We start from the raw sequence: 12,539 nt of genomic DNA, 5'->3' as shown, positions 1-12,539 counted from the left end.
TACCCAAATTGCAACGCTAATCTTTGTTTGCAGCTGTTCGCGGACACTCGCCGAGCTCGCTCATCAGATGCCCTCTCTGGCCCAGCCCGCATCGCTCCAAGGTGCTCCGACCTTCCCAGGTCCCCCCTGCGCCCTTCACGGCAGCACACGATTGGCAGATCGAGGACACCTCAGTGGTGAGTGGGATGCTGACACGCATCCCGGAGCCAGAGGAGGGGCGCCGTGGTGGTGTCGATGCGGGTGATGCACGCGGGCGACGGCTACAAGTATCTCCTGAAGACTGTGGCGGCCGGCGACGGCAACCGAGCGCTGGCCACGCCACTGACCCGCTACTACGCCGAAGCGGGCACCCCGCCGGGACGGTGGATGGGATCTGGGCTACCGGGCGTCGGCGGAGGCAGGATCAGGCAGGCTGCCCAGGTGACCGAGGCGCAGCTCGCGCTTCTGATCGGCGCTGGTCGTGACCCGGTGACCGGCGACCCGCTCGGCCGGGCGTACCCCGAATACACGCCGACCGAGGAGCGAATCGCTGACCGCGTACGCCACCTCGACTCCAACCTCAGCGACGACGATCGAGCGACGGAGACGGCGCGGATCGAGGCCGAGGAGGCAGCCCAGTCCGGACGGCGGGCGGTGGCGGCGTACGACTTCACCTTCAGCGTCCCCAAGTCGGTCTCAGTGCTGTGGGGCGTGGCCGATGCGAACACCCAGGAACTGCTCCTGGCGGCGCACCACGCGGCGGTCGCCGACGTCATCGACTACATGGAGAGCGAGGTGGCCGCGACAAGGGCCGGGGTTGCCAATGCCGACGGTGCCGTCTCGCAGGTCGGCGTTGAGGGCATCATCGCGGTCGCCTTCGACCATTGGGACTCGCGCTCCGGCGACCCTCAGCTTCACACCCACGTGGTCGTCTCCAACAAGGTCAAAGCAGTGCTGGACGGCCGCTGGCGAAGCCTCGACAGCCGGCCGATGCACGCCGCGGTCACCGCCGTCTCCGCGCACTACAACGCCGTGCTCGCCGATCGGATCACCGGAACCTTCGGACTCGCTTGGGAGCAGCGGGGGCGGGACGCTGACCGCAACCCACAGTGGGAGATCGCCGGCGTCGACGAGACGCTGATCAAGGAGTTCTCCAACCGGTCCCGCGCCATCGAGGTGGAGAAGAACCGGATGATCGACGAGTACGTCGCACAGCATGGCCGCCGCCCCAGCAACGCCACGATCGTTGCCCTCCGCGCCCGAGCGACCCTTGCCACCCGCCCCAAGAAGCAACTGCGGTCTTTGCTCGACCTGTCCGCCGAGTGGCGCCTCCGCGCAGGACAGGTCCTTCGTAGCGACTCGATGTCCTGGGCGCGCGGCTTGACGCGGCCTTGCCGCCCGGCGATCGTGAGGGCCGAGCAGATTCCGGCTGAGCTCATCGAAGAGATCGGCCGCAGTGTCGTGGCCGAGGTCGAACGGAAGCGGTCGACCTGGCGCCACTGGAACCTCTGGGCAGAAGCCTCCCGACAGACCATGCACTGGCGCTTTCCCAACGCCGCCGAACGCGAAGCCGTCGTCAGCAAGATCGTCAAGGCGGCCGAGGGCCACTCGGTCGCGCTGACTCCGCCCGAACTGAGCTCGAGCCCGCCTGAGTTCCGGAGGGAAGACGGCACGTCGGTGTTCCGGCCGCGCCACGCCACCAACTACTCATCAACCGCAGTGATGGCGGCCGAGGATCGGCTCCTGGAACGCGCCGAATCCCGCACAGCCCCGAGGCTGAGCCCGGCAACGATCGCCCGGGCCGTACGCCGCACTCATCAGGGCCGCCGCCTCACCCGCAACCAAGCTGACGCTCTCGAATCCATCGCCACCTCCGGCAGACTGGTTGACGTCCTTGTCGGTCCAGCCGGCGCCGGGAAGACCACCGCCATGCACGCCCTCCTCACCGCTTGGCGGCGCGAGCACGGCCGAGGCAGCGTCGTCGGCCTCGCCCCCTCCGCAGCCGCAGCCGACGTACTCGCCGGAGACCTCGGAATCCGCTGCGAGAACACCGCGAAATGGCTCTACGAGCACGCCGCCGACAACGTGCGCCTCCATCGAGGCCAGCTCGTCATCATCGACGAAGCCACCCTGGCCGACACCACCACCCTCGACCAGATCACCAACCTTGCCGCCATCGCCGGCGCGAAGGTCCTGCTGGTGGGCGATTGGGCACAACTCCCGCCCGTCGATGCCGGCGGCGCCTTCACCCTTCTCGCCGCCGCCAGAACAGACGTCCCCGAACTCGCCGAGGTCCACCGCTTCCGCAACGAGTGGGAACGCGAGACGAGCCTCGCCCTCCGTGCCGGTCGCCTCGAGGCCATCACCGCTTACGCCCGACACGACCGCCTCCGCGATGGCACCACCGACGAAATGCTCGAAGCCGCCTACACCGCCTGGCGGAACGACCAAGCCGACGGGCAAGCCAGCGTCCTCGTCACCGAAACCACCGAAACCGTCCACGCTCTCAACGCCCGGGCAAGAGCCGAACGCATCCTCACCGGCCAGACCCAATCCTCCCGCGAAGTCACTCTTGCCAGCGGCGAACCCGCCTCAGTCGGCGACATTGTGATCACCCGCCGCAACGACCGCCGCCTCCGCTCGCTGTGCGGCGTCTGGGTCCGCAACGGGGATCGCTGGCGCATCGACGACGTCGGCAAAGACGGCACCCTCGTCATCTCTCGCCAGACCGGTCATGCCGCGACACTCGTGCTCCCGGCCGACTACGTAGCCGAGCACGTCGACCTCGGGTACGCAATCACCGCCCACCGAGCCCAAGGCATCACTGTAGACACCGCCCACGTCCTCGCTTCCTCCAGAACGACGAAAGAGAACCTGTATGTCTCCATGACTCGTGGCCGCGAGGCCAACACCGCCTACGTCGCCCTCGACCAGCCCGACGACGTCCACGTCGGCCATCCCGACGACGGCGAGACGAACGCCCGCACCGTCCTCTGCGGCGTGATCCAACACTCCAGCGCCGAACTCTCCGCCCACCAGACCATCACCGCAGAACACGACACCTGGAGCTCCATCGCCCAGCTCGCAGCCGAGTACGACACCATCGCAGCCGTCGCCCAACGCGACCGCTGGATCGACCTCATCCGCCGCTCGGGTCTAACTGAAGCGCAGGCCGACGAGGTCATCGTCGGTGACGCCTTCGGGCCTCTGACGGGGTCCCTGCGGCGCGCCGAGGCGTCGGGTCACGCGATCGACCGGCTATTCCCACGGCTCGTCGCACAGCGCGACCTCGGCGACGCGGATGACATCGCCGCCGTACTCCAGCACCGACTCCGTCTCGCGACGACCACGAAGCCAGCCCGCAACGGCGCGGCCACGTCATCCCAGCGCTTCATCGCCGGCATGATCCCCGAAGCAGTTGGCGCCATGCCGTTGGTAGCGCGGCATGCACTCGACGAGCGCAAGAGCCTCATCGAATCACGAGCCACCGTACTCGCTGAGGCCGCAGCAATCGAGCGCCCTGTTTGGGCACGGCGCCTCGGAGTACCGCCGACGTCACCGACAGCCCGCCGCGAGTGGACCCGCTCAGTTGCGACGATCGCCGCGTACCGCGACCGCTATGAAATCACTAGCAACATCCCACTCGGTCCAGGTGTCCGAAGCGAAGCGGAGCGATCCGATCGTCGCCGTGCCATCACCGCACAGCGTCGGGCCGCAACACTCTCAGCGACCGCGTCGATAGAGCGAGCACAGACCGCCGAGTTGCCGCATCCGGTCCTCAGATAGTCGCCTCAGCGAACGCTTATCCACAGGCCAGTACGTCAACCAGCGACCACCCGGATCGTGGACCGCAACGCCTGTTTCCGAACGGAGGCCGACCCATGCTCACGATTCTCTTCTTGCTCATCTGGCGCACCGTCGCCACCATCCACGGGTACGTCAAGGCGTACGCCCCGTCCAACATCGCCATCGCCTACCTCAGCAGTCCGCGGCGCCTCAAGTGGGCGATTCCTGTGGGGTTCGTTGCAGTCCCTGCGTACCTCTGGGCCGCCAAGCTGACGACAATGCTCGCTGAGGAGGGTGCCTCGCAGTGGACGCTTGTGCTGGCCCTCGTCTGCTTCGTTGACGCATGCAAATTCGGCGCACTGGCCATCTTCGCCCCGATTCGCGGCCTCCGTACGGTGCTGGCGCGTGCGTAGTCCGAGATCACCGCAGGGGCATCGCCTGGTCTGAGTTCATCGGTCCTTCAGCGGTCCACGGCTCGTGCCAGGCGCTTCGGCGGTACCGTCTCCACGCGGGTAAAGGTGCATGGGTGGTCACGGCGCCAGTCGAGCCAGGAAAGGTGTACGGCGCCCAGATTGTCGTCCGGGCGGTCTCGACGCTTGCGGGAGGCCAGGAGTGCCTGCATGCCCTCAAACGAGGGGATCCAGGCCGGTGATACACGAGTGACATCGCGTCGTCAGCTCTTCGGCGCCGCCCAAGAGCAGTCGGCCGACTGGCTCGGTACTCAGCGGTACGACGTCGACGCGGTCGTCGGCGCCACAGTCGACGCACCTGTATTGGTCGCGGATGAACACCTCGCGCTTCACCTGGGCAGGGATCACGATGTCTGGCGTGGGCGGATCGAAGAGGGTCGGCTCCTCCCGGATGCCGTTCAGGACTGAGATGACGAGCCACGTGGTCCGGCGATTGTTCATATTGCCGACGAGCAGTGATGACGACGGGGTGAGGTTCAGCGCGCTGGCGAGGTTGTCCCTGAAGTACGCAGGCCCGTGTTTGCGCTGGAGCTCGAACGCTCCCCAGTCGCGAAGCATGAGGTCGTGCGGGCCACCCTCGTCTCGGAACCGAAGACGCGGCATCAGTTCGAAGCGTCTCGGACCTTGGGCGTGTGCGTTCTCCTCGCCGGTGTCGAAAAGCGTCAATTGCTCGTCTTTGTCGGCATCCTCGTTCTTCCGGAAGTAGAGGTCGAAGTCATCTGGCTGGAGCACGGCTAGGCTGATCCGCTTGGAGTTCGCCTGCTGGATGCTGCCCTGAACGAAGGGCTGAAGAAGCGCGGCGCGCTTTCCGCGAGTGACTTCGCGCTGGACCTCTTCGAATCTTGTGTTGATCCAGTTGTGGCGACCGAGTTCGCGGTCGCCTCGGACTTGGAAGGACTCGTGACGGTTGTCGCGGGGATTCCGCTCCAGAGGGGTGCGGTACATCCGCCATCGGTTGGGGATCGACCGACGTGCGAGGGGGTAGATGCGGACCAACCGCTTCATCTCGGGACTGACTCCTGCAGAGCAGACGAACACGCGGCCATCCTTGCTCGGTTCCGGAACCGTGGTACCGAGCATGATGAAGTCGTCCAAGATCATGGTTACGGCTCCTCGGCACGAACCTTTAACACGTCTCCATGACAGGCATCTGGCGCACACCAGCAAGCGAGTGCCCGTCCGCGCAACTCGGTGATTCTGGAGAGCAGAGACGGTTTGTGGGGGAGATAGTGCTCGGCATAGTTGGAAACGACCGTTGCCCGGTCGCCGTCGTAGGGGAGCTCGAAGGGGTTGCCCCACTCGCTGCGCCGATCGATCGGCTCGAGGAGACCTTGGGCAAGCGCCCAAGAAACGAGATGGGCATGGTGTTCGCGGTAGCTGACGACGACGGTTCGCCCGCCTTGAAGATCATCACGCAGGCGAAGCTCATCGTCCGACCAGTCCTCAAAAGCGGACTTCTGTGCGTCGCGGGCGGCCTTCTCGGCCAGCTTCACGCGCTTGTAGACGCTTGTCACGTTGCCGGTCCGGTCGATCTCGGTGAGCGCTTCGCGTGCGGCCTCGCGAACGCGATCTGAAGGCGCGGCGTCTCCAGCCAGCTCCTTGACCTCGCCGATCTTCTCGAGCGTCCGGTGCCGTCCGGGATTGCCGGTGACGATCTCGGCGATGGACGCCTTCGCCTTGGTCGACGGAGCAGAGGATATGGGGTCTTCGCCACTCGCCTGGGATTCCAACGCGACCAGCGCGGCGTACAGCGAGTGCTCCTCGGTTGGCCGGAACGCCTGTCGGCAGGTGTTCTCGTCCCGTTCGGCGCGGAGGAGATCTGAGGCCTCGGACAGGTTGTCGACGATCTTCGCGTCGATCTCAAGCCAGCCGAGCGACTTCGCGGCGGCGAGCCGTCGCCCGCCAGCCACAAGTCTGAGGTTCGTCGTTACGACGATCGGCTGGAGCTGTCCGAGCTCCTTCATCGAGCGCGCGAGCCCGTCCAGGTCGCCCAGGTCGGTCCTGTGCCTGTCGACGACGGTGATGTCGTTGATCGCGACGGCGGTCATGGGGGATCTCCAACCACGTTGCAGTTCGTGCCATCCAAGGTAGCGGAGCGGCTGCTTGCGCGTGACGAATTCGCGAAGCTCGCCTTCGTGCCTGCTCGGCCGTATCGAGGCTGTCTCCCGAGCGTCGCCACCGCGACTGCACGAGTTCGGCCGGCGAGCAGCGGATCAGAAATTGGGAAGCGAGCATGGGAAGAGGCGCCGGCCACTGGATCAAGGTTGAGCCCAGAGGAAGCCCGCAATCTCGACAGCGCTGGGTGGCCCCGGCAATGCCGTGGAGGCGGACACTCGTAGGTGTCGGATACGCTGGAACGGACAGTTCAACAGCGGATCCGTGCCAGCCGATGTGCCCGAACGGTGCCCGAACAGGCTGAAATGAAGAGTGGCCCCGCCTGAGTTTCCCCAGGTCAGGGCCACCATTCACTGCGTGCGCGAGGGGGGACTTGAACCCCCACCCACTAATACGTGGACTAGCACCTCAAGCTAGCGCGTCTGCCTATTCCGCCACCCGCGCGCAACAAGAAGAACATTATCAGGAGGGGCCCCTGGTGCCGAATCGGGGCACCCCTCCAGACAGGGTCCCTGGTCAGGCCGGGAACGAGCGGGCGAAATGGGAATCAGGTGGACCCATGTGGACCCGTGGGGGACGCTGGAAGCGGCGAGGGAACCGGCCCTCGAACAGGTGGAGGTGGGTTCCATGCTCTCTTTGATCGTGATGATCGGGTTCCTCGCAATCGTCGGGGCACTCGGCGCCGTCGTGGTGTCGTCGGTGCGAAGCGGGCACGGCGACAGAGCGACGGATCTGGACGGCGACGGGGTGCCTTATGACGGCGTCGAAGCGGTCGGGCGGACGAAGGCTGAGGAGGAGCGAGCCCAGGCAGGGAGCCTGGACTCGCTCGGAGATGCAGGTGGACCCGGTCCGAGCACGGCCGAGGTCGAAGCGGCGCGTCGTCTCGATGAGGAAGCGCGCCGGCGCCGCGAGGGCTGACCGCAATGAGCCGGCGCTCGGCCGACTCCGGATCAGGCCGGGAGGAGGGCGCGGGCGGGGTGGTTGCTGGTGACCATCCAGACGCGCTTGTCGTAGACGAAACGACGCAGCCGGCCCGGGTTGTCGACGGTCCAGACGAGGACCTTGATGTTGCGGCGGTGGGCCCAGCGCAGCAGCCAGGCGTCGGCGAGGCGGTGCTCGACGACGACCAGGTTGGAGCGGCAGCGGCGGATGCGGCCCTCGGGGAAGAACTCCGAGAGCTTGAGGCGGACGAGTTTGAGCGGGTGGTGGCGGAAGTCGACGCCGCCGAGGGAGAGGCCGACGAGGGTTTCAGGGGCGCGGAGGTCGGCCCAGTCGCGCAGGACGCGTACGGACTCGTCGACCATCGTGGTCACGATGAAGCTCTCCTTCATCACCTCGAGCGCGATCTCGGCGGCGTCGACCTCGTGCGGGAGCCCGAGGTGGTTCGACGGCGAGGCGAACTTGAGGTCGATGTGGGCGTGCTTGCCGTGAGCGGCGAGCAGCTCGAGGGCCTCCCGGTAGCGCACCAGGCGGAACGGCGCGAGCCTCGAGAGCGCTGCGTACGTCCTGTCCGCGATCCTCACCCGGCGGCCGATCCGGTCACGGATGTGACCGTCGTGGTGGAGGACGAACTCGCCGTCACGGGTGCGGTGGACGTCGAACTCGACGTAGTCGACCTCCATCCGGACGGCCTCCTGGAGCGACTCCCAGGAGTTGTCACGGTGCCCCGACTGGCGCGCGGCGGCGCGGTGTGCGGAGAGGAGGGCACGCTTCTGCATGCGCACATGGAAACCCACGCATCCGACCACAACGAAATCCTTTGCCATCGCATAGGTGGACGTCAGGCGGCTGTTTGTCGTCACCGGTCGATACGGTGGCGGTATGACCAGCGCCGAGACCGAGGTCGTCGACCTCTGCCGTGACCTGATCCGCATCGACACCAGCAACTACGGCAACGACCCGGGCCCGGGGGAGCGGAAGGCGGCCGAGTACGTCGCGGTGCAGCTCGACGAGGTCGGGATCTCCTCCGAGATCTACGAGTCCGAGTCGGGCCGGGCCTCGGTCGTCGCGCAGTGGGGCGGCTCCACCGGCGACGGGCTGCTCCTGCACGGTCACTTGGACGTCGTTCCCGCCGCGGCCGAGGACTGGCGGATCGACCCCTTCTCGGGTGAGATCCAGGACGGGTACGTCTGGGGCCGGGGCGCCGTCGACATGAAGGACTTCGACGCGATGCTGCTCGCGGTGGTCCGGGAGCGGCAGCGCACCGGCCGGATCCCGGAGCGTCCGATCACGCTCGCCTTCACCGCCGACGAGGAGGCCGGCGGGATGAAGGGTGCTCACGTGCTCGTCGAGGACCACCCGGACCTGCTCGCCCACTGCACCGAGGCGGTCGGCGAGGTCGGCGGCTTCTCGACCACGGTGAAGGGACGGCGCCTCTATCTCATCGAGGCGGCCGAGAAGGGCATGGCCTGGATGAAGCTGACCGCCCGCGGGACCGCCGGGCACGGCTCGATGATCAACCGCGACAACCCGATCACCAGGCTCTCCGGTGCGATCGCCCGCATCGGCGCCCACGAGTGGCCGGTGCAGCTGACTCCGACGATGCAGACGCTGCTCGCCGCGGTCGGCGAGATCGCGGGGGAGGAGCCGACGCCGGAGAACGCCGAGCGCCTCGTCGAGGAGTTCGGGCCGGCCGCGCGGATGATCGGCGCCACCCTGCGCAACGTCACCAACCCGACAATGACCAGCGCCGGCTACAAGGTCAACGTCATCCCGACGGAGGCCACCGCCCATGTCGACGGCCGCTTCCTGCCGGGTTTCGAGGACGACTTCTTCGAGACGCTGCGCAAGCTGTGCGGCGAGGGGATCGACATCGAGTTCGACCAGAACCAGATGCCGTGGGAGACCCCTTACGACGGGGCCCTCGTCGCCGCCATGGAGCGCTCGCTGGTCGCCGAGGACCCCGACGCGCTGGTCGCGCCCTACCTGATGTCCGCCGGCACCGACGCCAAGCACTTCAAGCGGCTCGGGATGAGGACGTACGGCTTCGCACCCCTGCGGCTCCCCGAGGAGCTCGACTTCACCGCGCTCTTCCACGGCGTGGACGAGCGGGTGCCGGTGGACGCGCTCCAGTTCGGGGCGCGCGTCATGGACCGCTTCTTGGATGAGGTCTGAGACGGCAGACTTTTTCGCCGAACACCCCTCCTCCGAGCTCAGTTCCTGATAGATCTGGGCGGCTGCGAGCAACCGCTCGCCACCCCACACATCAGGAGTGACGATGGATTCCCCACGTATTCATCGCAGGGCCTACGGACGGATCGCCGTCGCCGGTGTCACCACACTGGCTGCGGCATCCGCTCTCGGGTTCACCGCGACCACCGCGACCACCGCAACCGCGGCCGGGCCGGGCCTCGCTAACGCGCCGCGCCACGCCCAACTCAGCGACCCGCTCGTCACCGAGCACCACGACGCCGACCGGCGCCAAGGGACTGCCAAGCCGACCGCCCGCCAGCGCTCGGCGGCGGCCGCAGCCCCCACAGACGTACGCTGGAACGCGTTCGGGACGCCCGCATCGGTCGGGCCGGCGAAGGCCCTGGCCAGCGGCCTGAGCGGCGGCCCGACCGAGCGCGCCCTGGACTATCTGGCCGACAACGACGACCTCTTCGGGCTCTCCGCCGCCGAGGTCGCGTCGCTGGAGAAGGTGCTGGTCAAGCGCATCGGCGAGGGCACCGTGGTCACGCTGCGGCAGAGGTTCGGAGATCTGCCCGCAGGCCACGACGGCCTGGTCTCGGTGCTGCTCCACGACGACAAGGTCGTCCGGGTCACCTCCTCGCTGGCGCGGGGCACCTCGGCGCCGGCCGCGGCGACGCTCTCGAAGAGCGAGGCGGTCGCCAAGGCGCTCGCCGACGTGAACATGGCCGCGGGCGAGGCCGGCGAGCCGGCGGTCCGCGAGGTCGCGATCCCGACCGTGGACGGGCCCCGCGCTGCGTACGAGGTCGTCTTCTCCTCGACCGAGGGCGCCGAGCCGGAGGCCTACACCTCCTTCGTCGACGCGCGCAGCGGTGAGGTGCTGGTCCGTACCGACGACGTCGACCACGACTCCGACAACCCGACCTGGTCGGTCTTCCCGGCGACCCCGCCGGCCGACGGCCAGGACACCCGGGTGCAGTGGTGCGCCACGCCGATCGCCGGTTGCGCACGGGCCGTGAGCGAGGCCGCCGGCGGTAACCCCTGGGACCTCGACCTGTTGACCGGCGAGACCACCAACACCACGGCCGGCAACTCGGCCGACAACGTGATCCGCTGGACCGACGCGAGCAGCGACAAGCGTCCGGCCCCGGCGACCGACCGCAACTACCACTACGCGTTCACCGACCAGTGGGCGAAGTCGAAGTGCGACCCGGCGGTGTTCGAGAGCGAGCAGCGCAACGACGCGGACGCGGCGGTCAGCAACCTGTTCGCGATGCACAACCGGATGCACGACTTCTCCTACCACCTCGGCTTCACCGAGGACGCGTGGAACATGCAGCGGGTCAACCTGAGCGGTGCCACCGGCGCGGGCGACCCCGAGATCGGGCGCGCGCAGTCGGGCGCCATCTCCGGGAGCCGCAACAACGCCAACCAGGGCACCGGTCGCGACGGCGTCCCGCCGACGACCAACATGTATCTGTGGCAGCCGGTCGCGGGCGGTGCGTACCCGCCGTGCGTCGACGGCGACTACGACATGACCGTCATCGGCCACGAGTACACCCACGCGATCACCAACCGGATGATCGCCGGGCCGGACGCCGGGGTCGGCGGTCCGCAGGGTGGTGCGATGGGCGAGTCGTGGGGTGACCTGATCGCCGGCGAGTATCTCTTCGAGTCCGGCTATCGCGCGCCGGGCGTCTCGCCGTGGGTGACCGGTGCGTACGTGACCGGCAACGAGGAGAACGGCATCCGTTCCTACGCCTTCGACAAGAGCCCGCTCAACTACTCCGACGTCGGCTACGACCTGGTCGGACCGCAGGTGCACGCCGACGGCGAGATCTGGTCGGCGACCCAGCTCCGGGTGCGCAAGGCCTTCGTCAAGCGTTATGGCGAGGGTTCGAAGGCGCTCAACGAGCAGTGCGCCGCCGGCGAGGTCGAGGCCACCGAGTGCCCCGGCGGGCGCCGCTGGGTGCAGCTGATGTTCGACTCGTTCCTCCTGCAGGCGACCAGTCAGCCGAGTTTCATCGACATGCGCGACAACATGCTGGCGGCCGACCTGGTCCGCTTCGGGGGCAAGAACCAGGACATCCTCTGGAACGCGTTCGCCGAGTCCGGCCTCGGACGGGATGCGACGTCGTCCTCGGGTGCCGACACCGACCCGGTGCCGTCCTTCGCCTCCGCCTACGCCAAGAACGCGACCGTACGTCTCCGCCCGGTCGGCACCGTGACCGGCCCGGTCAAGCTCTACGTCGGTGACTACGAGGCCCGCTCGACGCCCGTCGCCGACACCGACCCGGCCACCGAGCTCGGCGACACCTTCTCGATCGTGCCCGGCACGTCGTTCCGCTTTGTCGCGGTCGGCGCGGGCGCGGGAGCGCACCGGTTCACCAAGGCGTTCCCGGCGGGATCGAGCAGCGAGCTCAAGCTGAACATGCCGCGGAACCTGGCCGCCTCGGCGGCCGGCGCGAGCGCCAGTGGCGACGGGATCAACCTCGACAACCTGATCGACGAGACCGAGGGCACCAACTGGGCCTCGCGCGACGGGGTCCGGGGCAAGCAGGTCACGGTGGACCTGGCCGGCACCGACCCGCAGACGGTCAAACAGGTCAACGTCTCGGCGCTGCTGCGTCCGGCGATCACCGGCGATGTCGACGACGGCACGCAGAACCGGTTCAGTGCGCTCCGGTCCTTCGCCATCCTGACCTGCGACGACACCGTCTCGGACTGTGCGACGGAGGAGGGCTTCCAGGAGACCTACCGGAGCCCGGCGGACGCGTTCCCAGCCGGGAAGTTCCGGCCGACCTCGCCGAAGCTGAACATGCGGTCGTTCGCGATCCCGCCGACGAAGGCCACGCACGTACGCATCGAGGTGGTCGACAGCCAGTGCACCGGCAACCCGCTCTACGCCGGTGAGCAGGACAACGACCCCAACGCCGCGACCGACTGCGGCGAGAACAGCGCGTTCGCCGACTTCGTACGGATCTCGGAGCTGCAGGTGTTCAACGCGGTGCCGAACCTGACGCCGTAGCGAGGCGATCGGTGAGCCGGTCCTGACGCCGA

General features: G+C 67.8%; 8 protein-coding genes and 1 tRNA gene. 5 read left to right on the top strand and 4 right to left on the bottom strand.

Annotation, left to right across the window (positions count from 1 at the left end; all coding sequences use genetic code 11):
* Window positions 1-234 precede the first annotated feature (234 nt).
* Together mobF and ACFVDI_RS04360 are read left to right on the top strand one after the other, a co-directional pair.
* The gene (gene mobF / locus ACFVDI_RS04365) at window positions 235-3,765 is read left to right on the top strand and encodes a MobF family relaxase (protein ID WP_378901077.1); all 3,531 of its coding nucleotides are present in this window, start codon (window positions 235-237) and stop codon (window positions 3,763-3,765) included.
* 95 nt (window positions 3,766-3,860) lie between these two features.
* Window positions 3,861-4,178: a hypothetical protein gene (locus tag ACFVDI_RS04360; protein WP_350719514.1), complete on the top strand. Its 318-nt coding sequence runs from the start codon at window positions 3,861-3,863 to the stop codon at window positions 4,176-4,178.
* A 213-nt stretch (window positions 4,179-4,391) separates the two neighbouring features.
* On the opposite strand, the gene ACFVDI_RS04355 is transcribed toward ACFVDI_RS04360, so the two are convergent.
* From ACFVDI_RS04355 to ACFVDI_RS04345, 3 genes are all read right to left on the bottom strand, one after another.
* Window positions 4,392-5,336, bottom strand: coding sequence for a hypothetical protein (locus ACFVDI_RS04355; protein ID WP_350719512.1), 945 nt, complete (start codon window positions 5,334-5,336; stop codon window positions 4,392-4,394).
* Between the two features lie 2 nt (window positions 5,337-5,338).
* Entirely contained in the window at window positions 5,339-6,283 is a 945-nt protein-coding gene (locus ACFVDI_RS04350) for a DUF4326 domain-containing protein (protein ID WP_350719510.1), read from the bottom strand.
* Between the two features lie 425 nt (window positions 6,284-6,708).
* A tRNA-Leu gene (locus ACFVDI_RS04345) sits at window positions 6,709-6,794 on the bottom strand.
* Window positions 6,795-6,911: 117 nt separating this feature from the next.
* Here ACFVDI_RS04345 and ACFVDI_RS04340 point away from each other — a divergent pair.
* Entirely contained in the window at window positions 6,912-7,268 is a 357-nt protein-coding gene (locus tag ACFVDI_RS04340; protein ID WP_378901072.1) for a hypothetical protein, read from the top strand.
* A gap of 32 nt (window positions 7,269-7,300) precedes the next feature.
* On the opposite strand, the gene ACFVDI_RS04335 is transcribed toward ACFVDI_RS04340, so the two are convergent.
* Window positions 7,301-8,068, bottom strand: a complete 768-nt coding sequence (locus tag ACFVDI_RS04335) for a glycerophosphodiester phosphodiesterase (RefSeq protein ID WP_378901069.1) — start codon at window positions 8,066-8,068, stop codon at window positions 7,301-7,303.
* A gap of 103 nt (window positions 8,069-8,171) precedes the next feature.
* On the opposite strand from ACFVDI_RS04335, the gene ACFVDI_RS04330 reads away from it, so the two are divergent.
* On the top strand, window positions 8,172-9,464 hold the full coding sequence (locus ACFVDI_RS04330; RefSeq protein ID WP_378901066.1) for a M20/M25/M40 family metallo-hydrolase: 1,293 nt from the start codon (window positions 8,172-8,174) through the stop codon (window positions 9,462-9,464).
* A gap of 103 nt (window positions 9,465-9,567) precedes the next feature.
* Window positions 9,568-12,507: a M36 family metallopeptidase gene (locus ACFVDI_RS04325; RefSeq protein ID WP_378901063.1), complete on the top strand. Its 2,940-nt coding sequence runs from the start codon at window positions 9,568-9,570 to the stop codon at window positions 12,505-12,507.
* Window positions 12,508-12,539 lie beyond the last annotated feature (32 nt).

The sequence above is a fragment of the Nocardioides sp. NPDC057767 genome, assembly GCF_042798275.1.
Classification (GTDB): Bacteria; Actinomycetota; Actinomycetes; order Propionibacteriales; family Nocardioidaceae; genus Nocardioides.
Note: the sequence above shows the minus strand (reverse complement) of the source record. Positions and strands in the feature narration are given on the sequence as shown.

Coding starts and splice junctions, on each gene's coding strand:
- mobF (WP_378901077.1), top strand. CDS start 235: ATGCGGGTGATGCACGCGGGCGACGGCTACAAGTATCTCCTGAAGACT.
- ACFVDI_RS04360 (WP_350719514.1), top strand. CDS start 3,861: ATGCTCACGATTCTCTTCTTGCTCATCTGGCGCACCGTCGCCACCATC.
- ACFVDI_RS04355 (WP_350719512.1), bottom strand. CDS start 5,336: ATGATCTTGGACGACTTCATCATGCTCGGTACCACGGTTCCGGAACCG.
- ACFVDI_RS04350 (WP_350719510.1), bottom strand. CDS start 6,283: ATGACCGCCGTCGCGATCAACGACATCACCGTCGTCGACAGGCACAGG.
- ACFVDI_RS04335 (WP_378901069.1), bottom strand. CDS start 8,068: ATGCAGAAGCGTGCCCTCCTCTCCGCACACCGCGCCGCCGCGCGCCAG.
- ACFVDI_RS04330 (WP_378901066.1), top strand. CDS start 8,172: ATGACCAGCGCCGAGACCGAGGTCGTCGACCTCTGCCGTGACCTGATC.
- ACFVDI_RS04325 (WP_378901063.1), top strand. CDS start 9,568: ATGGATTCCCCACGTATTCATCGCAGGGCCTACGGACGGATCGCCGTC.